A 22008-nucleotide genomic window follows, 5' to 3' on the forward strand; every position below is an offset into this window, starting at 1 on the left:
GAAGACACTGTTTGTAGGCGTTTTTTCAGTTCCTCTTCGCTCTCGGCGATCGCAATTTTAAATGGGCGGCTCATGGTTCTGTTAACTTACCTAGTTTGCTTCTCCCCATTATATGCAGATTCATTTTTAATTGGTATTAGAACAAAGTGTTGTTTTCCCAACACCGCCTTTATTGTTGTAGAAGGCATAAATACTAATGCTCATACGTAAGTTCCTTAAATAAAAATGGTGAAATTAGCTAAGTATAAAATAACATATAGTATAAATGATTGCATCGCTTTTACTAAAACACAACTAAAATGCGATCGCACCCCACAAAATCAACTCAAAGAATCTGGATATATCCCCAACCTCCGCAACTCTTGTGCCAGTCTTCGAGTGCGTTGTTCAGCAGTGATTCCTTATTTGTCATACCAATACAACCAATCCCGCGTAATTCCCTGATAGGTTCCCCGTTCATAACCAATTGGTAAACCTATCTCTGATAACCAAACGAAATTTCCTGGTTGCAATACATATTCACCATTTACAAAGCGATAACCTTCTAAAGGTGGTTTTCTTCGGCGTTGGCGATTGTAAACAACATAATATAAAACCTCTATATCCTCTTAGTCTCTCGATTTTCACAACTCATTTAGGATTGCTATAGTTAGAAAAACTTTTAGCTTAACAGAGTAAAAAAGATAAGATCGGCAAAAATTGTAATTGCTGAGTTGGGATGTGCAATAAGATACCAAGGGTCTTTTTTGAAAATTGCTGTAACTGTGGCTATGGCATTCACGGCATCCATGCCATAACTCATAAAAAAATCTACCGTATCCCCATCAACAATTAACTACCACTGAGCGCCTAAAGACCACTCCTCTTTGATAGTTACATCTTAAACTGTAGTCTTTGACCAGTGACATAGGCGCAGTCCGTCGTAGACATCGTTTAGAAAAATCCACCATGTTCTGCTTGTGCTATCTAGTTTGTACTAAAGTTAACTTTATTCAACCGAGAATTGTTAGTTGACAGTTGGTTGCTGTTAGTACAAACAGCAATAACACTGCTATTAATTCAGCTAGAAGTGTATTGAATAAAACTATGGCGAGTAAGGCGATGAATTGTTGTTGATGAGGATGATAACAGATTCATAAAACAGTATGATGCTCTCTCCTATCTGCCGTTGTAGCTGAATCTAAATGTACATTCTAGAATCAACTTTTGATTCACTAGAGAATAGGGCTGAATTTCTAAAGCACGTTGAAAAGCTTGGATAGCTTGACTATACTCTCCTATTGCTGCATAGCATAAGCCCATACCATGAAGCGCCCCAAAATGTATTGGATTTATCTGTACAACCATCTGACAATCAGCCAGAGATTTTTGATAATCGCCAATACTGTAATAGAGGAAAGCTCGACGATTCCAAGCTTCGGCAAAATCTGGCTGGTCTTTAATTAATGCCGTCAGCGCTGTTTCAGCTTCAGCAATTTCACCTGCATCTAGTAACTTTTGACTGCGGTCAATTATTTCCAGCCCATAGATTCCCTTTTGCTGAAACCAGATCCGCCAGATTTTTCTGGTTGCCTTGTCGCGCACTGTGGCATCCGGGTTTTTCAACTCTTCAAGTAAGGAATTGATAAATAAAGAATCCATGAATTTGAGATCAGTGAATATACCTTTGTATTAACTTTCTCACAAAATACATCGATTAAATCATTTTTCAACTCATCTTTAAATTAACTTTGATTAATCGTCAATTATGAAATTTATGTGTGATTTATTGTTTTCAACAATATGACTAATACCATACTAGATATTTAGAGTCATAAAAATAAAAACTGATTAAGGTAGCTAGCAGCTCCCTTTGGCGACATCAATGAACTTCTTGGCATTTGTCGGGAAAAGGGGGAAAGGTTTGTTATTTTCCCTTTCCCCTTTAACCTTTACCCTTTTCGCTTCTCTTGCAAAAAGCACTTTTGCAAGAGGTCTAATATACTAGAACTGCAATATGCAGTTAGACAAAGGTTGTTTGCAGGTAGATAGCAAGATTATGAAACCAGGCGGTAATTTGGTTATTACCAAAGCCGCAGTTGAGCCAGTTTGGTATTTACTAGGAATTACTAAGCGTTATGACATTAGACAATCACAGTTGCTTGGTCCGTAAAGAATATGATGGGCTTTTAAGAATTAATGCCAAATATGTTGTATTAGTTTTTTACAAATTATCTTAGTAGCTAATATACTCTTTAATAGAGCCTAAATTTATCTGCTTACTAGCTGCACCGGAAGGTATAGAGAGTCTTGTGATATACATTACATTCCGATGTAATATTATATGCCTCTGTCAGTGATGACCATTTGGATAAACATGGCTAATTAAGTACTGGGTTATGAGATACAAAGCACGGTAGCTACGCCTAAGCTTATGGAACACACAATAAGCTGATTACCCCAATCGAATGACGCTCAAATCCAGTTATTAACCTAACACTGCACAAATCGTAAGTTAACAAATTTTACTTCATTAAATATGGCAACATTCTTAAATAAATACAGACTAAATACATCACATTGATACAGTAACTTTATATAAAATAGTGATTAGTTTTCTTAGCTATTACATAATCATCTATAATATTGGATAATTTAATTATTTTCCCGATTAAAGCGATAAATATTACATAGTAGGTACTAATGATACAACCGACTATCGCACAATTAGAAACAGAAATATCAAAGCAAATTATCAAATTATATAATGATAGATTAGGAAAGTCTCCTAGCCAAATCATTTGTCATTTTTTTGATACTGAAATCGTAATTTCTATAGAAAACTCGGTTACTCAATCTGAACAAACTTTACTGAAAGGAGGTTATGATACTTTAGCTGAACAAGTACGATTATATTTAGAAAAAATAATTAAACCAGATTTAAAAAATTTGATTGAAGAAATTATTGGTCAACCTGTCATTTACCTGATGACAAACACAAATTTAAGAACAGGTCGTACTGGGATTGTTGTAATTCTCAAAGAATTACCCGAACTTGGTAATTTCGAACCTATTCCCAAGATAAATATTAGGAATTTAGCTGACTGATGTGGCGACTGATTACCACTTCTAATTGATTAAAATCATAGGGTTTAGTAATGCAATCATCAAATGCTGTGAGCATTGTGAAGCGCTCGTTTTGTACTGTTGTTATAGGTGTGACTGCAATGATTGGAATGGTAGCAGTTTTTGAGTCATCTTTGAGATTGTCAATGACTCGGTTCGCACTCAAATTAGATAGCTTCATATCTAGCAGAATTAAATCTGGTTGATGAGTTTGTGCCAACATCACAGCCCTCACCCCTTGTTTGGTACAAATACATGAAAAATTTAATATTCCTAAATGAGAATTAAGTAGCTCTAAATCATGTAAACTCTGTTCTACAACCAAAATTAAAGGTTGTTCATTCATAAGCACTTAATCCTGTCCAATAAAAGCTATTCATCAAAACTTCACCCATCAGAAAAATCTGAAAGTCTTTGTTTATAGCAAGTGTTTAATTGAATGTACCAATAACCAACTAAAGCATAAAAATCAATAGCTTAATATATGGTTCATTCGGTTGTCCATCAGTGCTAATTAGGAAATAACATCGTAAAGCAATCATAACATCAAGCACATATTAGCATAAATGATGTATGTGATTACAAGGATTGACCATAAGAGCTGATTCGGAAATAAAATCTGAAGGGTACTCAACTCATTGCTAGGTCTGAGTTTCAGCGAATAAGTGCTGTATTGACTGAAATTACTGAAACCCTTATTAAACAAGTACTTTACTTGAGTTTACAAATTAGCTCTAAAGATCGGTATTTTAACTCTGTTTTGTCACTCTTGGAAAACAATAATCGAAGCAAGATTTTGAAACTTTGATTGAGTCAACCTTTGAGCCTCAAATTAATTAAGTATATTTAACCATCAAGTAACTTACGTGCATAAGCGATCGCCTCTGTTGGAGTTGAAAGTTTCCCTTCAGCTTGTGCTACGCCAATTTCAGTTAGCAGTTGACCGATAATTGGCGAAGCTGGAATATCTAATGTTGTAATCAACTCCTTCCCGCTTACTAAAGGAGTGGGATGAGCGATCGCATCATCAGGGTTAAGGTAGCGGTCGATCAAAGGTGCTAAGATTTGGTAGCCCATTGCTTTAGTTTCCACTGCTGTCTGTAGTGACTTGTCACCAGATATTGCCTCTAGCAAATTATTAATTGCTACAGCTAGCACTGCCGTAGTCGGGAACACAATATCTGCATCATGAAACAAAAAGTATTGTTCTCGCAACGACATATTAACGACTTGAAATTGCGGTAACAGTTTCAAAGCAGTAGTTACACCTCGGATTTCGGCACGACTATAAGTTAGTTCCTGTAGTTCTATTTCTGCTAATTCTGGATCTGGGTTGACGAGACAAGCAAGTTTGGCAATACCTAGCCAAGTAGTTTTAATACTATCGCGGACATATTCTTGCAGTTGTACGCCTAGTTGTTGCCAATTTTCTGTGAGTAAGGCGGCAGCTGTGTCAACTGCTGCTAGTTTGAGCAAGCTTTCACGGGTGGCATTTTTGAAGAAAGGGGCAAGTAAACCATCTTCCCAAGCCATTGTAATCCAAGGAGTACCTTGAGAATTTGCCAGTAGATAGCCAATTTCTACCCTAACTCTTTCGGCTGCAACTTTGCTAAGATGTGATGCCAAAGAACGAATTGCGGCTTGGGTAGCTGGCTCAATAGTAAAACCTAGTTGGGCGGCTTGGCGATAACCCCGCATTAACCGCAAAGGGTCATCTTTTAGGTTCGCAGGTGATACCATTCGCAAAATGCCCTGTTGTAAGTCTATATAACCTTGCAGAGGATCGATAATTTCTTGCGTATGGGGATTATAAGCGATCGCATTTACCGTAAAGTCCCGTCTGTGTAAATCAACTTCTAAACTATTTCCTTCCTGTTGGGCAAAGTCAGCTGTAGCGTGGGGAAAAACCACACGCGCAATTTGTCGTTCGGCATCGAGTAACACAAAACCAGCTTTGTAATGATGAGCGATCGCTCTGGCTACCTTTACCGCTGTAGATGGTATAACAAAATCTAGATCCAGATATTCACGAGTTCTGCCCAGGATCGCATCTCGGACAGCACCACCTACCATGTAAGCGGGTTGTGGCAAGAATTCCAAGCTAAAAGGCCAATTTTCGGGAGCGAGGGTAGAAGGAATTGATTCGTGCATTGTAATAAAAATCAACCCAGCAACTCATGAATAACAGTTGGGCTTAAGTTAGATTAACAATAAAGGCCCCTGGAGTTGGTTCTATTATGTGTATTTGCGTGAACTGCCACTATGTAGACAGCTGTGTTACCTATCATGCCGTAGAAGGGCAGCACCAACAGCCTCACTTGACTGAAACACCAAATTTTGATCCGAATGAACCTTCTATCAATGTCAACATTCGGACTAAAGATGATGTGATTGAAATGGAATGGGATGTTGTTGGTTGTCTGAGCTTTAAACGGGAAACAGGTAAGTGGTCGAAATTGCGTCCTGGTGAATTAGTGCCGACTTGATAGAAAATGATTGGTGTATGTTACAGCTATTTTCAGCTAAATAGACCACGCGGTAGGGGCGCAAGACTTTGCGCCCCTACAACATATATGGTTAAATACATGATTTCTGCTGTAATGAGATTTTGTCCATCAGCGATCGTGAATTCATGATACAGAAACGAGATGTCAGGAAAGCGATCGTAGAAGATAAAAAAGTCAGCCAAGAGAAAACAGCATGACCAACACACAGCGACTAGACCATGTAGAAGATGAACTCGAAACTGTTAAGCGATTGCTAATATCTACTGCTAGCTACGCAGAATCGGCAAACAGGCGGCTTGATGAGTTGACTATAAAACAAGACCGTACCCAATCTCACCTTGATGAATTGACCATAAAACAAGACCGTACTCAATCTCACCTTGATGAATTGACCATAAAACAAGACCGTACTCAATCTCACCTTGATGAGTTGACCATAAAACAAGACCGTACTCAATCTCACCTCGATCAACTAGAGGTACGTATTGACCGGGTAGGGGCAAAGGTTGACCAACTTTCCGATCGGGTTGATAGTTTTATCACTTACACGCAACGCCTATTTACAAAGGCAGGCAGTGAAATAGAGGAAACAAAGGCACGAACTGAGCGATTAGAAGCACTCATGCTAAAGCTTGACCGCAATTTTGAGGAACAAAAATCTCAGTTTCAGGAGTTTCAACTGACTACAGGTGCTGCCTTAGAGCGAATTGACCGAGTTTTGGACTATCTATTGAGACAGCAAGGCGGTAATCTAAATCCCCCATCCTAGCTGCGATCGCTATTAGAAAGTCAACAGCATTGGCTCTCACAAACCTTGTAACAAGACTGTTTGACTGATTATTACTCAGTAGTTTTTTAATTAAGAACCGCTATGTTATATGCTTAAATAAATCACGTTAACTCTATAAAAATATATATTTTAAGTAACTTTGACAACGGAACTAGAAAACCTTGTAATAAATAAATACGCTTTAGCACTACACACCACCACTCCCGAATTGGGTTTGGCAATTAGTAATTTTGCAGGTGAAACTCGCTTTCAAATTTGGAATCTGGGGCGCGATCTATCTAGCTTAGTGCATCAATATTTAATTGAATTTATCAAACCGCAAACTTGGGCAGATTTGTCTTTTATCGCAGTTGCCAAAGGCCCTGGTGGCTTTACGGGAACTCGGATTGGTGTTGTCACCGCTCGGACTTTAGGGCAACAGTTAGATATTCCTGTATTTGCGATTTCAACTTTGGCTGCGGTAGCTTGGTCAGAAGTAGGTAAAAGTCAAAATCCCAAAACTATTGCTGTGGAAATGCCAGCACAACGTGGTCAAATTTTTGCTGCTATTTATCAGTTTCAGCCAGATACTTCTAAACTAAACGTGTGTTTGTCAGATAGAGTGTTGACACCAGAAGCATGGCAGGAAACTTTAGCAAGCTGGAACACTAATTATCAGCTGATTCAAGCCCAATCTGGGTTAGCAGCGACGGTGACAAGTATTTTGGAATTAGCTAATCTCGATTGGCAAGAGGGCAAGTGTCCTCATTGGTCAGAGGCTTTGCCATATTATGGACAGCATCCTGTAGAACTTTAACTGACATACGTCAATCTATTTGCCACGTTCTAAATAATCCTAATGAATCGCGCGCAAATAGCCTATCTATAGAGCAATACACTTGGTTTAAGGCTAAAACTATTTGTCAAAGTCAATTTTTTTTACGTAGATGCAAAGCGGCTTGCCGCAGGCTACCGCCAAGGAAGCAAAGAACACAAAGTAAGAGAAGGAAGAGGTTAAATTAGAATGATAAGAGGGAGCAACGCAATTTTCTGAAGTTAGACAAAAAAGGAGTAACGATGTTCCACCCAGCAGGAGGCGATCACTAAAGCATAGCTTTCAGTAAAATGTATAAAATGTTCAAGCAGTGCTGGGATTAAGGGAAGAATCGAAAATTTGGATAGGCAAGGGTATTATGGACTGGTTAGTTGTTTGGGGAGTTAGTAACGCTATCGGCTTTCTGTTTCAACCCGTAATGCAACAGTTTGCCCAGGATTTAGGAAAAGATTTGGCAAAAGATGTATTAAAAGACGTATTAAAGGGTATTCCTACGCAGTTTTCACAGAAATTTAAAAAGGAAGAAATACAAATTACTGCTGGTAAAGCAGTGAGAGAATTTCTGGAGTTGGTGCAAAATGATTTACTAGATAGTGGACTATCTGAACAACAAATTAAACAGTATAACCAGCCACTAAAGAAATTTCTAGAGCATGAAATTGTTAAAGAATTACTAGGAAGTGTCTTTAGTAGTGTTTTAAATCATCAATCTGAATTTTTAGAGACTAAGAGATTAGAAAAAATTTGGATTGAACTGAAATTGCTACCTCTACCAGATGATTTTAACTGGAAGAGGCTAAGTAATAAGTATATTATTAAAGTTAAAGAAATTGTCTTAGCATCCAATGCTTTTAGAGATATCTATAATTCTTACACCCTGGAAAAAATAAATGAAAACATAGAAAGAACTGCTGTTATCAACCCAGGTTTTGACTTATATAAATATCAAGAAGCAATTAAAGAACAATACAGCAATCTGAAGTTAGAGAGCTTAGATACGAGCGGTTACGCTTATAATAAACTGAAATTATGGCGGATGTTTATACCGCAAAATCTGCGGGAAGTTCACAAATTTTTACCCCAGGTTCATGAAATCCCCAAAGAGCATCAAAGGCGATTGAAAGAGACTAATCAACTAGAGGTAGAATCCTCCCAAACGGAGTCGGAAAGCTACAAACAAGCTTATTATCAACAATCTCCCCACTGGGTATTCGAGATTTGGAATGATAAGCAAAATAGTCGATATGTGGTAATTCTCGGCGATCCAGGCTCGGGTAAGTCTACTTTGTTGCAATACATTGCGCTTGAATGGGCAGAGTCACCAGTTAAAGACTTGCCGTTACTACCGATTCCACTGCTGATTGAATTATGCACTTACATTCGTAATCGGGACTCTGGTCAGTGTAAAGATTTTCTAGAATTCTTCCACAAAGGAGGTGGTATTATTTGTCGCTTAGATCAGCTTCAACTACATAAACTCTTAAAAGCAGGTAATGCAGTTGTGATGTTTGATGGTTTGGATGAGGTTTTTGATCCAGCGAAACGAGAGGATGTTATCACTGATATCCATCGCTTCACAAACGATTATTCACAAGTGCGCGTAATCGTAACATCTCGGGTAATTGGTTATAAGCCACAACGGTTCGGAAATGCTGGGTTTCGTCACTTTATGCTGCAAGATCTAGAGCAGTACCAAATTGATGACTTTATTCACCGATGGCACGAATTGACTTTCAACGATGAAGCTGAAAAAATCAGAAAGCGCGATCGCCTCCAAGCTGCCATCAATACCTCCTCTGCAATTAGGGAACTAGCAGGAAATCCTCTGCTACTGACAATGATGGCGATTCTTAACCGTAATCAGGAACTACCTAGAGATCGTCCAGAACTCTATAACCAAGCATCACGGGTACTGCTACATCAGTGGGATGTAGAACGTGCCTTAGTGGAAGACCACAGGTTAGATCCCAAAACGATTGACTACAAGGATAAGCAGGCAATGTTGCGTCATGTTGCTTGCCAGATGCAGGCAACAGAGAAAGGACTGGCTGCTAACTTGATTGTCGCCAATGATTTAGAAAAGATTTTGACTGATTATCTGAAAACCATAGAAGTTTCTCAGGCAAGAACTATTGCCAGGTTAATGAAAGAACAGCTGCGGACTCGCAACTTTATCTTGTGTTTTTTGGGTGCAGATTACTATGCTTTTGTCCACCGTACTTTTTTAGAATATTTCTGTGCTTGGGAGTTTGTATGGCAGTTTAAAGAAACGCAAGTTCTATCTATTGAGCAAATGAAAACTGAAGTTTTTGGCAAACATTCTCAGGATGATACTTGGCAGGAAGTACTGAGATTAATCGCTGGAATGATTGAACCAAAATTTGTCATTGATATTATTGAATACTTAATTGGAAGAAGTTGCGTTACAGAAATCAGCATAAATGGTATTAATAAAAAAGTTATTATATTAAAAGAAATTTTTACGAAAAATATATTTTTATCTGCAAAGATTATTTCAGAAGTAAGAAATCGTTTGGTGATTTCAGAAACTAGTGATTGGGTATTTAAAGAAATACAAAAATTAACTAAAGACGAAAGTCTAGAAGCTAAAACTCGTGTTCAGGGAGTTTTAGCAATATCTAATACTTGGCAAGATAATCCAGAAGCATTACTTTTTTTAAAAGATTTGGCTCTATCTACAACTTCCTCCTATGTGTCAAAGGAAGCAGTCATGGCACTGGCAAGAAGTTCTAAAGAAAATTCTGGAGCGTTATCTAATCTCAAAACTCTTGCTCAGTCTGGTAATCAAGTAGCAATAGTACAGTTAGCGCAGGTTGGCAGTGATGATCCTAGCACTTTAGAGATTCTTCAAACTCTTGCTCAGTCTGGTAATCAAACAGCAATGGCTGAGTTAGTGAGAGTTGGAGGTGATAATCCTAGCAGCCTACCTATTCTAAAAACCATTCTTAGATCTAATGTTAATGACAATATAAAATACGCAGCTATAGGAGCGTTAATGAGGTATTGGAAAGATGATCCTGAGATTTTGTTCATTATAAAAAAACTGGCTTGCTCTGGTGACAAAGTAGAAATAGAAGAATTGGCATTGAATTGGCAACACGATGTTGACACGTTATCTATCCTTAAAACTCTTGCTCGGTCAGGCAATGTAAGAGCAGCAATAGAGTTGTTCCTACTCGATAAGATTAATGCTAAAACTCTAAATTTTCTTAAAACAGCTATCAATTCTGATAGAGTTATTCAGGAGTTGAAAGGCACTATAAATCTCCAAGAATTGCAATCATTATTATTAGATAATGAAAGAGACATGAGCTTTAGAAAAAAGGATATCAGAAATATCAGATTGAAGAGAAGAGGAATAGAAATAGAGACAGGTCATTTTAGTACATTGCGTACCAAAATTACCAATCTTGAACGCTTGAAAGCATCTCTGCATAGCTTAGGTATCGAAGTCAAAAGTTATGCTGATGTCCGTGGCTCTAATGGACAGACAGTCAAAAGTGACATTGTTGCTGTTCTTGAAGGCAACTATGATATTGGTTGGTCAGTCAACAGCGATGGAAGTGTTGTCATGATTGCTGACTTGTGGGGTCTTGCCAAGAAGTACAACCAGACTGAACTTATCAATAGTATTAACCAGAGGTATGCAGCGATGATTCAAGGATACAAGCGTTTCTTGAGTTAGAACATTTTTCACATAGTTCCTATTCTGTCGCCGCCCCAATTTATTGATAAGATATGTTTTTCCCGGAGTTTTAAGGATTGCATCACAGTGCATAAATTCAAAATCAAAACAGCCACAGCCAAACTGGGAGAGTAACCAGTAATACTATAGCCCCAGCAGCTAAGGCAGTAACTGCCAGATCGCGATCGAGATTGAATGTCTCAGCAATTACCAGTGTGGCAAAAGCTGGAGGCATAGCCATTTGTAGCACGATTATCTTTGCGATCGCCCCAGTTAATCCAAATAGGGGTAAGATGCTACCCAATATCAAGGGAACTAGCAGCATTTTGATTCCTAAGCTTATCCCTACTTGTGGTAAGCTACGCCAAGATTTGAGCAACGCCAGACGCATTCCAATTAATACCAGGGATAAAGCTACACTACTCCAAGCAAATTTTTCTAACCAGAATTCTGCAACTGTGGGAATTGTCACCTGCCGAAACAGCAAGCCAAATCCGAAACCCCACAGAGCAGGATTAATTAAAATCGCCCTGGTAATCTGCCAATGATTCTGGACACTACCACCAAAACTAGCTGCTAGCAACACACCCAGAGCATAAGTTCCTGGGAATGTACCTAGTAAATCGTAAAATAACGCCCAAGCAAAGTATTCCTTGCCTACCATTGCCAAGGTAATGGGAAAACCAAGATAACCAGTATTACCCAACATTGCGGCTAATATCAAGCTAGCCTGAGTTGATGGTTGGGAAACAGTCTTTCTAAAATAGGCTTGGCCTTTTATCCCTAACCAAGCAAAAAATGCTCCTAGTAAAATAGCTAGGTAAGCGATCGCAGGTGCAATCCAAATTTGCCCTGATAAGCTAGATTGACGCAAAAACGATACTATGCTTATGGGTACTCCCACCCAAAAAAGAAACAGTCCTAAACGTGTAGGAACTGTTACAGGTAGTTTGCGTCCCAGGATAAAACCTACTAGGACTAATCCTCCCAGCTTGACGTATAGTTCTAAAAGGTTTGTCAAGATTGCGCCTAAGAACCACAGATGTAAAATGCTACCTGTTACGTCTACTTTTGTCCAGTGCAAAATCTCTTATGGCTATTCCACAAAAACAGGAGTTTACCCTTGAATAAGGCAGGGTTTTCTGGAAAACCGCAAAACTCATCGAATGACTTTGGTGATGATATTCCAGTGGCTGTACGCGATACCCCTGTTGCAGCACCGAAAATTTGGTTGCAACCCCGAATTATTTTGATTGGGGGAGTAACGGGATTTGTCCTGCTATCTTTAATTAGCGGTTTGTGGTTTTTTATGACTGCACCCAAAAAAACCGCCGATTCTCAACCTTTACCAGCTACTTCTACTCCGGCGACGACCGCAGCATCTAATAATTCCAGCGATACTGTGTTAGGGCATTTTCCATACCCAGAAGCCCCTGAGTCAGAACTAGTAACCATCTCCGCAAATAGGGGCATTAGAATGCGAAAAACTGCTGCCCAAAAATTTGAGGAGATGGTAGCAGCAGCCCGGAGTTCAGGTATAATATTAGTGCCAATTTCTGGCTTTCGCTCAGTCAAAGACCAAGAGCAGTTGTTTTTTGCTGTCGGCGCCCAGCGAAATCAAACGCCAGCAGAACGAGCCGCCCTCAGCGCTCCTCCTGGGCATAGCGAACATCACACGGGTTATGCAGTGGATGTTGGAGACGGATCGGTACCAGCAACTAATCTTCAAACTAACTTTGACAATACCAAGGCTTATCGGTGGCTACAAGCAAATGCAGCGCGTTTTGGCTTTGAAATGTCATTTCCCAAAGATAATGCTCAAGGTGTAAGTTATGAGCCTTGGCACTGGCGTTTTGTAGGCGATCGCAATAGTTTAGAAATGTTTTACAAAGCCAGAAACTTGAAACCCGCTAAGATATCACAATAGGAGCCAAAATAATTCGTAATTCGTAATTATTACCTCTGCTTCTCATAATGGAGGCTGAAGTACTACTTTCTTAAGCGCTGGACAATAATATCCAGCGATTTCTTTAGCGCTCGCATCTGGTCGGGAAATTTTATCTAGATTGCAAAGTAAAATTACGGTAATTTTGTCATCAATAAAGCGGGTAATGTTACTTGCAAATCCTAAAATTGACCCATTATGACCAACTACTCGGCGATCGCCATAATTAAATACCCACCAACCTAAACCTGCAACATATCTTAATTTTTCCCAATCATCACCCTGATTGGGAAAATGAGGAGTCCACATCAAATTCAAGGTTGATTGCTTTAGCAAAGTTTCACCACAAAGCGCCTGTTCCCACTTCACCATATCTTCCACACTGGAAAGTTGACCTCCAGCAGAATAGGTAACTGAGGGACTGTAATAAGGTTTGTTAACAAGCTTGCTGTTTAGCAACCGATAACCAGCAGCCCGGTGCGGCACTATGTCACTGGGATTATTCATCACGGTTGCATTCATTCCCAAAAAAGCAAAAATACGCTCCTGTAACAAATCTCCATAAGATTGTCCAGTTACCTTTTCTAGGAGCAAACCTAGCAGATAGTAGCCTGTGTTGTCATAGGCGCTAAACTCACCCGGTTGAAACTTGAGCGGTAGGTGAGTAACTAGAGCCAAAATTTCAGATTTCGATAAATTAAGATGGGTAATTTCCCAATAGTTTGGGGCATCGGTATAGCTAGGAATTCCAGACTGATGAGACAGAATATGTTGGATTGTGACATTTTGCCAAGCTAGGGGTACGTTGAGATAGTCTGCGAGCGCATCATCTAGCGAAATTACCTCTTGTTCCACCAGCATCATTACAGCTGTAGCGGTGAAAGTTTTACCGACAGACGCAATTTCATAAACTGTGTGTTCAGTAGCTGCAACAGAGTGTTCAGTATTCGCCAGTCCATAGCCCTTAACTAAAACAGGTTCACCTTCCTGCACCACTGCAACAGAAAGCCCCGGAATTTGATTTTGAGTCATTACAGCTCGAATATAGTCGTCAATCATAATTGACCTGATTTTATGTTTGGCGATGTGGAGATGAGGGGGCAGGAAAGCATAGGGGCAGGGGGACAAGGAGATAAACAAAACTCCTAACTCCTAACTCCTAACTCAGCACTCAGCACTCAGCACTCCTAACGCCCAATGCCCCCATGCCCTACGTTTAATTTCGTTTGCTATTTCCTGGGTTCTCAGGCGCTGGTTTCTGATACTTACCTGGATACTTGCGCTGAAAGTATTCCTCCATAATTTGTAAGATCATCGGCGCAGCAATGCTACCACCACCACCACCGGAATGTTCAGCAAATGCTACGATCGCAACTTCTGGCTGTTCAGCAGGTGCATACGCTCCAAACCAAGCGTGATTTTGCTTAACACGGCCTTTCCACGCTTCAGCAGTGCCACTCTTACCAGCCACTGCGGGAACTGTTGGCTGCTTCAAAGCTTTACCCGTACCTTCAGCTACTACTTTCCGTAGTCCCTGACGGAGAACACTTATAGTTGTCGGCTTCATATTTAAAGATGCTCGCCAGCTTTTTGCTTGTTCATTGTCTTTAAGCAAATGTGGCTGGACTCGATAGCCACCATTAGCGGGCACGGCAAACATGATGGCGACTTGTAAAGGTGTCGTTTGTAAAGCACCTTGACCAATTGACATATTAATGCTATCGCCTACAGTCCAAGGTATCTTCCAAGTTTTCTGCTTCCATGCCTCGTCTGGCACTAAACCCTTTGCTTCTTCGTTGACAAACTCAAAACCAGTTTTTTTACCAAATCCATACTTGCGAGTCCACTCAATTAAAGTTGGGCCGCCGACTCCGCGACCAATTTGATAAAAGAAGGTATCACTACTCCACTGTAATGCTCCGACAAAACCCAATGGCCCGAATCCGGCGTGATTCCATTCACCAAATCGTGTGCCGCCAAAACTCAAAGAACCGTAGGTTTGCAGAACTGTGCTAGGAGAAAATTTACCTGATTCTAGACCGGCTGTGGTGGTAACAATTTTGAAGGTGCTAGCGGGTGGAAAGGCGCTGAGGGCGCGATTCACCAAGGGATGATCGGCACCTTGGACAAATTCCCAATCTTTTTGGGTGAGTTTCTGCTTTGAGAAAATATTTGGGTCAAAGGTGGGGTGAGATACCATTGCTAAAACGGCACCGTTCTTGGGGTCAAGGGCAACGATCGCACCGTCGCGATCGCCTAAAGCTTTTTCTGCTGTCTTTTGCATATTTAAATCTATGGTCAAATGCAAATCGTTACCAGGTTTTGCCTGTTTCTCTCCCAAAACCCGGAGCGGGCGACCTGCACCATCCACTTCTACTTGCTGACCGCCCCATTCGCCCCGCAGAGTTTTCTCATAAGCTTTTTCAACTCCCATTTGACCAATTACATCACCCAATCTGTAGCCTTCTTGCTTCTTTTCTTTTAACTGATTGCCGGTCAGTTCTCGCGTATAACCTAATACATGGGCTAATTCCTTGGCGTGGGGGTAGTAACGAACCGCTTCTGTATGAATTTCTACGTCTTTAAGTTCAGTTTGATACTCTTTCAATGCTGTGATTTGCGCTTCGTTCAAATCACGAGCAATTCGGATTAGTGAAGAAGAGTTAGCACCTGCCTCTTCTAGTTTCTTTTCCATCTCTTCTTGGGGAACGTCGAGAATTTGAGATAGACGCGCTCCCACTAATGACCACGCTGGCTTGGTATGTGCCATCGGCCACAAATATACAGAGCGAGGATAGCGAGTACTGGCTAAAAGTTTGCCGTTGCGGTCAAAGATATTGCCTCGTTCTGGTTGTTTGGGGATCATCCGAATTCGATTTGACTCGGCTCGTTTTCGGTGGCTTGCTCCTTCAGTAATTTGCAAATATGCCAAGCGAATGCTGATTCCTGTCAGCATCAATAGAGTAAATATAATTAAAAATATCGGCTGGAAACTTTGTCCAACAGTACGTGTATTTTTTTGTCCGCCAAGTGGAGATGGTTTCAGGTAAGTCATAAGGAAAAGAGGATTGTAAAATTAAGATTATCTGTAAATAACTCTGCTAAATTTTTAACAGGTATTTAAGGGCAAACTAATTGGCAGTAATTAATTGTTTTAAATTGATACCATAAGCTCATCTCTTCTATTGTCTCGACCAAAAGCTTCTTAAATTTTGAACTTTGCACACTAGTGGTCTATCGCATTAATTTTGATGAGTTTGTAGTAAGCACAAAGCGTGCTTAAAAATCTAGGACTAAAGTTAAAGTCGTTACTACGAACTTGTTCATCCTTCAAAACTAATGGGATAGACTAGAAAATCTGACGCTGTATACCTGTTTAACTTTTGCTTTGCAGAACTAATCTCCAGTGCTATGTCCTGAACTTTGAGTTTTAGCTTCTGATGGGTCAGGCTGAGGTTTTTGATACTTACCTGGATATTTGTGCTGAAAATAAGCTTCTAGTACTTGTAAAACCATCGGCCCGCAAATAGTACCACCATGTTCGCCAGTATTTTCCCCAAAGGCCACAACCACAATTTCTGGCTTATTACTGGGCGCATAAGCACCAAACCATGTATGATTTGGGCGACCAACACCAGCTTCAGCTGTGCCACTCTTCCCGGACGCTGGGGCAATTGTCGGCACGTCTAAGCGCTTACCAGTACCTTCACTCACCACCTTTCGCAGTCCGTCGCGGAGAACTTTGATAGTTGTCGGCTTCATATTTAAAGATTCTCGCCAACTTTTTGCTTCTTCGTTATCTTTAAGCAAATGCGGTTGAACTCGATACCCACCGTTAGCAGGGACAGAAAACATAATCGCCGATTGCAGAGGTGTGACTTGCAAAGCGCCTTGACCAATTGACATATTAATGGTGTCGCCAACAGTCCAAGGCATTTTGAAAACTTTCCGCTTCCATGTTTCATCTGGAACCAAGCCTACTGATTCTTCATCACGAAATTCAATACCAGTTCTTTGACCAAACCCGTATTTACGGCTCCATTTGATTAGAGTTGGGCCGCCAACTTTTCTGCCAACTTGATAGAAGAAAGTATCGCTACTCATAGCGATCGCTCTGGGAAATCCCAATGGCCCGAATCCGGCGTGGTTCCACTCACCAAATGTCACCCCACCCACGGTAAGAGAACCAAAGGTTTGTAGTATTGAGTCAGGAGAAAATTCACCTGATTCGAGTCCAGCTGTCGTAGTCACAACTTTAAAAGTACTGGCGGGTGGAAAGGCACTCAGAGCGCGATTGACCAAGGGATGATCTTTACCTTGGACACTTTCCCAATCTTTTTGAGAGAGTTTTTGTTTGGAAAAGATATTTGGGTCAAAGGTGGGGTAAGATACCAACGCTAAAACAGCACCATTATTTGGATCGAGTGCTGCGATCGCACCTCGGTGATTTCCCAAAGCTTTTTCGGCTGCCTTTTGCACATCCAAATCTATGGTCAGGTGCAAATCATTACCAGCTTTTGCCTGTTTCTCCCCGATAACCCGGATTGGTCTACCCGCACCATCCACTTCCACTTGCTGACCGCCCCATTCGCCCCGTAGAGCTTTCTCATAAGCCTTTTCCACACCCATCTGACCGATGACATCTCCCAGTCGATAGCCTAACTCCTTCTTGCCTTTTAACTGGTCGGCGGTCAACTCTCGTGTATAACCTAGTACGTGCGCTAATTCCTTGCCGTGGGGATAATAACGTACAGAATCTGTATTAATTTCCACTTCTGGAAGTTCATTTTTATACTCCTTTAATGCCGTAATTTCTGCTTCATTTAAATCGCGAGCAACCCGGATGAGTGAAGAAGAATTAGCACCAGCTTGTTCTAATTTCTTTTCCATCTCATCCTGGGGAATGTTAAGAATTTGCGCTAGACGCGGGCCGACTACAGACCAAGAAGGCTTAGTATGCGCCATCGGCCACAAATATACAGAGCTAGGATAGCGAGTGCTAGCTAAAAGTTTGCCATTCCGGTCAAAAATATTGCCCCGTTCTGGTTGTTTGGGAATCATCCGAATTCGGTTTGCTTCAGCTCGTTCCCGGAGTTTTGGCCCATCAACTATTTGCAAGTAAGCCAAACGAGCCTCAATCCCACTGGTCATTAATAGGGTAAATACGATTAAAAATATTGATTGGACACCACGTCCAACTGTACGTGTATCTTTTTTGCTGCCAAGTGATGGGAATAAGGACATAAGTATTAATTCAAAATTCAAAATTCAAAATGAATAAATGCAATTATAGCCAGCCTTTTAGCAATTGCTAAGATGCAATTTTAAGACTTGTTAACTTAATTACAGATTATCTAAATTAAAAGCTTAGTGTCTAAATTTACCATTATCTTGATTTTATTACTGAGTACGAAATAATCGAGCGAGTATATTCTTGAACAATTGTTTTTGGCGGATACAATAAACCAAAGTGTCAAATATAGTCTGCCCAAAAGACTAGAGCAATTGACAAGATAACGTAAAGATCGCGGCATTCTACTGAGGATTATGGCTCAAATCGTCATGCAAAATCAGAGGGGGATAACAAGTTTTCAGCCACTTGATGTTGAACTGCGTAACGTCTTCAAGTTTTTTAACCAAGAACCAGCAGTAAATGGCATTGATTTGGATGTCAGACAAGGAGAATTTTTTAGTATTTTAGGCCCCTCCGGTTGTGGTAAAACAACAACACTACGCTTAATTGCTGGGTTTGAAATTGCTGACGCTGGTAAGGTGTTTATTCAGGGTCAGTCCATGACTAATGTGCCTCCTTACCGCCGACCCGTCAATACTGTATTTCAAAGTTACGCTCTATTTAACCACCTGAATGTCTGGAATAACATCGCCTTTGGACTGCGGTTAAAAAAAATACCCAAATCGAAAATTGAAGCTAGAGTCCAAGAAGCTTTAAAACTGGTGAAAATGGAAAGTTTGCGATCGCGTTTTCCTAATCAACTTTCTGGTGGTCAACAGCAGCGAGTAGCTTTAGCAAGGGCCCTAGTCAACCGTCCCACCGTGGTACTACTAGATGAACCTTTAGGGGCGTTAGATTTCAAACTACGTAAAGAAATGCAGGTTGAGTTATCAAATTTACACAAAGACTTGGGGTTAACCTTTGTGATGGTGACACACGACCAAGAAGAAGCATTGTCTTTGAGCGATCGCATTGCCGTAATGAATCAAGGCAAAATTGAACAAGTTGGCACTCCCAGCCAAATTTACGAACGTCCCTGTACATCCTTTGTTGCTGATTTTATTGGTGATACTAATTTATTCAGTGGTGAAATCGTCACGGTAGACTCCTCTAATATTAAAATTTCCACAAAAATGGGACTTTCAATTGTTATTAGCCGCACTGAGGATACACCAACTGAATTATCACAAGCTGTAGTAGTGAGTGTGCGTCCAGAAAAAATACAGCTTTCCTTGTATCCACCTAATTTGCCAGTTAACTGCTTTGAAGGACGGCTGGTTAACGTTATGTATTTGGGCACACACGTTAATTATGTTATGGAATTAACAAATGGTATTAGCATTAATGTGTTGCAACCTAATACTCTTGGCACTTTACCAGACCGCGACACACTTATTTATGCCTGGTGGGCAGAAACTGATTGTTTAGCTATTAGTCAATAGTTAATGGTTTATAGAAAGCGGTGGCAAGTCAGTCAACCTTATGAAAAAGGAGTACAACCGCCCCACAAGGGATTATAACCTTACAGTTGCAAAAAAAATCTTAATGCTGAATTGGAATTGTAATTACAAACTCCGTTCCTGCTGCTGGTGATGAATGACATTCCAATTTGCCACCATGTGTTTCTGTAATGATTTGATAACTGATAAACATTCCCATACCTGTTCCCTTACCTACAGGCTTGTTGGTGAAAAACGGATTAAAAACTTGTTGTTGAATCTGTTCTGACATACCTATTCCATTATCAGCGATCGCAATTCTTACCCAACTGGAATCTATCACTGAGGTACGAATGGCGATCGTAGGACTTAACAACCCAGATGTGAAATTGTCTATTCTTAATTGTGCATTCTCAATTGTCCATTCTTCTAAAGCATCAATGGCATTCGCTAATATATTCATAAATACCTGATTGAGCTGTCGGCCATAGTATTCCACTAAAGGTAATGTGCCGTAGTCTTTGATGACTTGAATGGCTGGAAGCTTTGTTGTTTCTTGCAAGCGATGTTGCAATACCATTAGAGTACTATCGATGCTTTCATGAATATCCACTGCTTTAAACTCGGCTTCATCTATGCGTGAGAAGGTTCGTAACGACAGCACAATCTGACGGATGCGCTGAGTACCAACTTTCATCGAACTCAATATTCTTGGTAAATCTTTTTGGATGTACTCTAGGTCAATTTCCTCACACAAAGCCTGAAATTCCGACTTATTACCAGATTGCTGCTGATGGTGAATTATTCGCAACAGGTCTTGAGTATATTCCTCAATATACAGCACTTTGCAACTAAATGAGGTACAGAACCAAGGATTCGCAAATCAAATTATTCTTCTCCCTCCTGCCTCCTGCCTCAAAACCAGTGAATTTGTACCTCATGCAAAAGAAAACTGCTGTAAGTGAGATTACCGTGAATAAAATTAACGGGGTTGTTGATTTCGTGAGCAACTCCAGCCACAAGTTGACCCAGACTAGACATTTTTTCTGCTTGAATCATTTGTGCTTGAGTTTGTCTAAGTTCTTGAAGAGTTTGTGCTAAATTTTCTGTTTTTTGTCGCAATTGGTCTTCCATCTGTTTGCGTTCACTGATATCCCTGGCGACACAAACAACGGTGTTTTCGCTCATGCTGGCAATATTCGCCTCAAACCAAACCTCTTGCTCGCCTATAGGCAAGCTATATTCTACCTTCACAGTTTTTTGAGTTAAGAGTGCTTGTTGAATAGAGTTGAGAAAATAGTCGGCACAAGCAGAGGGTAAAACCTCATATATTTTTGTGCCCAGCAGTTCCGCAGGAGGTTGGTAGAGTAAGGGCGCACCACTAGGAGCGATTTTTAAGTATCTTCCTTCGGCATCCAAGACAAGAATCACATCCTGCATAGCGTTGAACAAAGCGAGTAATTCTGCTTGCGAGGCTTTGATTAATTCTTCAGCTTGTTTGCGACTGCTGATATCGCTAATAGCGCCATGAAGACCAATAATTTCACCATCTGAATCGAAAATTGGCGAAGCCACTGACCTCATCCAGCACCAATTTCCATCCTTTTTTTGGTGGCGAAATTCTATTGCGATTCGCTGCCCCTTAGTTTCCACCATTTCTTGAATTTTTCTCTGGGCTAGGGGGAAATCATCAGGATGAAGCAGGGGGGCAAAGGGTTGACCGAGTAGGTCTGAAGGTTCCCATCCTAAAACATTTTTATATTGTGGTGAGACATAAGTAAAAAGACCTTCCACTGACATAGAAAAAATCAGGTCGCTGATATTTTCCACGAGTTGGCGATACTTAGCCTCACTCTCAGCCAAAGCAGTTGCCGCCGCTTGATGATGCCGTCCGCTAATTTTATTTGCTGATTCTACAAAGGTAGAATTATCTGTCAATTTCGACTGTAATTCTATCAGTTGTAAATCCTGTGGGACTTCATCAGTAACTAATTCCCAAATTTGATGTTGTTCGGCTAACAGTGTAGTTGAATAAAGGTCTTGTAATGCTTCTAGCTGTTGCAGTAATTGGGCATTTTGCTGACGTAAAAGCAATATTTCTTCATTAATTTTTTCAGTACACATATTCAACTCCGATTCAGTTTACTTAGAGCCAGTCCTGAGTCAGGCAGGACTTATACCAATTCAAAATTCACGCATTAAGAAAGTGAGAATTAGCATAGGTTTTATGGTTTGCATCTGTATCATATTTTTTGTGAATTGGTATTACGTAAAAATTGCTAAAAACTTAATTTATCCAACTGCCTTTTTTTCCAGAGGCTTCCGCTAAGGTAAAGCGTCTCAGAAGATGCCTTTTCTACATAAACGCTACGCGATCGCCTGCAAGTGAAGTGACAGAATAGACTTCTTGGCATTTGTCGGGAAAAGGAGAAAAGGTTCTGTATTGTTCCCTTCCCCTTTAACATGAGT

At 40.4% G+C, this 22008-nt stretch carries 18 protein-coding genes and 3 pseudogenes; 10 read left to right on the forward strand and 11 right to left on the reverse strand.

Annotated features, from left to right (window positions below):
* A partial coding sequence (locus RMY32_RS12450) for a hypothetical protein (RefSeq protein ID WP_322713448.1) occupies window positions 1-210 on the forward strand: 210 nt, incomplete at its 5' end.
* A 110-nt stretch (window positions 211-320) separates the two neighbouring features.
* Here the strand turns inward: RMY32_RS12450 and RMY32_RS12455 are convergent.
* A pseudogene (locus tag RMY32_RS12455) lies at window positions 321-605 on the reverse strand (hypothetical protein); the annotation flags it as partial.
* A 553-nt stretch (window positions 606-1158) separates the two neighbouring features.
* The gene (locus tag RMY32_RS12460; RefSeq protein ID WP_322713449.1) at window positions 1159-1641 is read right to left on the reverse strand and encodes a tetratricopeptide repeat protein; all 483 of its coding nucleotides are present in this window, start codon (window positions 1639-1641) and stop codon (window positions 1159-1161) included.
* 355 nt (window positions 1642-1996) lie between these two features.
* On the opposite strand from RMY32_RS12460, the gene RMY32_RS12465 reads away from it, so the two are divergent.
* Together RMY32_RS12465 and RMY32_RS12470 are read left to right on the forward strand one after the other, a co-directional pair.
* Entirely contained in the window at window positions 1997-2152 is a 156-nt protein-coding gene (locus RMY32_RS12465) for a hypothetical protein (RefSeq protein ID WP_322713450.1), read from the forward strand.
* Between the two features lie 530 nt (window positions 2153-2682).
* Window positions 2683-3087 carry a DUF2294 domain-containing protein gene (locus RMY32_RS12470; protein ID WP_322713451.1) on the forward strand — a complete coding sequence of 135 codons (405 nt, stop codon included), beginning with the start codon at window positions 2683-2685 and terminating at the stop codon, window positions 3085-3087.
* Here RMY32_RS12470 and RMY32_RS12475 read toward each other — a convergent pair.
* Window positions 3068-3451: a PleD family two-component system response regulator gene (locus tag RMY32_RS12475; protein ID WP_322713452.1), complete on the reverse strand. Its 384-nt coding sequence runs from the start codon at window positions 3449-3451 to the stop codon at window positions 3068-3070. The genes RMY32_RS12470 and RMY32_RS12475 overlap by 20 nt on opposite strands.
* Window positions 3452-3951: 500 nt before the next feature.
* Entirely contained in the window at window positions 3952-5256 is a 1305-nt protein-coding gene (locus RMY32_RS12480) for a CCA tRNA nucleotidyltransferase (RefSeq protein ID WP_322713453.1), read from the reverse strand.
* Between the two features lie 86 nt (window positions 5257-5342).
* Between RMY32_RS12480 and RMY32_RS12485 the strand changes: the two genes are divergently transcribed.
* Entirely contained in the window at window positions 5343-5591 is a 249-nt protein-coding gene (locus tag RMY32_RS12485; protein WP_118167283.1) for a Ycf34 family protein, read from the forward strand.
* Window positions 5592-5623: 32 nt separating this feature from the next.
* Here the strand turns inward: RMY32_RS12485 and RMY32_RS12490 are convergent, their stop codons facing one another.
* Window positions 5624-5794 (reverse strand): hypothetical protein, encoded by a 171-nt coding sequence (locus tag RMY32_RS12490; protein ID WP_322713454.1) that lies wholly within the window; start codon window positions 5792-5794, stop codon window positions 5624-5626.
* A gap of 11 nt (window positions 5795-5805) precedes the next feature.
* Here RMY32_RS12490 and RMY32_RS12495 point away from each other — a divergent pair, with 11 nt between their 5' ends.
* From RMY32_RS12495 to RMY32_RS12510, 4 genes and pseudogenes are all read left to right on the forward strand, one after another.
* Window positions 5806-6381: a 6-aminohexanoate hydrolase gene (locus tag RMY32_RS12495; protein WP_322713455.1), complete on the forward strand. Its 576-nt coding sequence runs from the start codon at window positions 5806-5808 to the stop codon at window positions 6379-6381.
* A gap of 160 nt (window positions 6382-6541) precedes the next feature.
* Window positions 6542-7198 (forward strand): tRNA (adenosine(37)-N6)-threonylcarbamoyltransferase complex dimerization subunit type 1 TsaB, encoded by a 657-nt coding sequence (gene tsaB / locus RMY32_RS12500; protein ID WP_322713456.1) that lies wholly within the window; start codon window positions 6542-6544, stop codon window positions 7196-7198.
* A 436-nt stretch (window positions 7199-7634) separates the two neighbouring features.
* Window positions 7635-8930 (forward strand): annotated as a pseudogene (locus RMY32_RS12505) (NACHT domain-containing protein); the annotation flags it as partial.
* 1671 nt (window positions 8931-10601) lie between these two features.
* Window positions 10602-10886 (forward strand): annotated as a pseudogene (locus RMY32_RS12510) (DUF1257 domain-containing protein); the annotation flags it as partial.
* A gap of 139 nt (window positions 10887-11025) precedes the next feature.
* On the opposite strand, the gene RMY32_RS12515 reads toward RMY32_RS12510, so the two are convergent.
* Window positions 11026-11943: an AEC family transporter gene (locus RMY32_RS12515; protein ID WP_322713477.1), complete on the reverse strand. Its 918-nt coding sequence runs from the start codon at window positions 11941-11943 to the stop codon at window positions 11026-11028.
* 102 nt (window positions 11944-12045) lie between these two features.
* Here RMY32_RS12515 and RMY32_RS12520 point away from each other — a divergent pair, with 102 nt between their 5' ends.
* A complete protein-coding gene (locus RMY32_RS12520) occupies window positions 12046-12849 on the forward strand; it encodes a M15 family metallopeptidase (protein ID WP_322713457.1) in 804 nt (267 codons plus the stop codon).
* A gap of 42 nt (window positions 12850-12891) precedes the next feature.
* Here the strand turns inward: RMY32_RS12520 and RMY32_RS12525 are convergent, their stop codons facing one another.
* From RMY32_RS12525 to mrdA (RMY32_RS12535), 3 genes are all read right to left on the reverse strand, one after another.
* Window positions 12892-13926, reverse strand: a complete 1035-nt coding sequence (locus RMY32_RS12525; protein ID WP_322713458.1) for a serine hydrolase domain-containing protein — start codon at window positions 13924-13926, stop codon at window positions 12892-12894.
* Between the two features lie 157 nt (window positions 13927-14083).
* A complete protein-coding gene (gene mrdA / locus RMY32_RS12530) occupies window positions 14084-15922 on the reverse strand; it encodes a penicillin-binding protein 2 (RefSeq protein WP_322713459.1) in 1839 nt (612 codons plus the stop codon).
* 341 nt (window positions 15923-16263) lie between these two features.
* Window positions 16264-18111 carry a penicillin-binding protein 2 gene (gene mrdA / locus RMY32_RS12535; RefSeq protein WP_322713460.1) on the reverse strand — a complete coding sequence of 616 codons (1848 nt, stop codon included), beginning with the start codon at window positions 18109-18111 and terminating at the stop codon, window positions 16264-16266.
* 303 nt (window positions 18112-18414) lie between these two features.
* Here mrdA (RMY32_RS12535) and RMY32_RS12540 point away from each other — a divergent pair, with 303 nt between their 5' ends.
* Window positions 18415-19542 carry an ABC transporter ATP-binding protein gene (locus RMY32_RS12540; protein ID WP_322713461.1) on the forward strand — a complete coding sequence of 376 codons (1128 nt, stop codon included), beginning with the start codon at window positions 18415-18417 and terminating at the stop codon, window positions 19540-19542.
* A gap of 100 nt (window positions 19543-19642) precedes the next feature.
* Here the strand turns inward: RMY32_RS12540 and RMY32_RS12545 are convergent, their stop codons facing one another.
* The gene (locus RMY32_RS12545; protein ID WP_409882850.1) at window positions 19643-20383 is read right to left on the reverse strand and encodes a sensor histidine kinase; all 741 of its coding nucleotides are present in this window, start codon (window positions 20381-20383) and stop codon (window positions 19643-19645) included.
* A 71-nt stretch (window positions 20384-20454) separates the two neighbouring features.
* Entirely contained in the window at window positions 20455-21663 is a 1209-nt protein-coding gene (locus tag RMY32_RS12550) for a PAS domain S-box protein (RefSeq protein WP_322713462.1), read from the reverse strand.
* Window positions 21664-22008: the final 345 nt, after the last annotated feature.

Source organism: Nostoc sp. ChiSLP03a, from assembly GCF_034531215.2.
In the GTDB taxonomy this organism is placed as follows: Bacteria; Cyanobacteriota; Cyanobacteriia; order Cyanobacteriales; family Nostocaceae; genus Nostoc.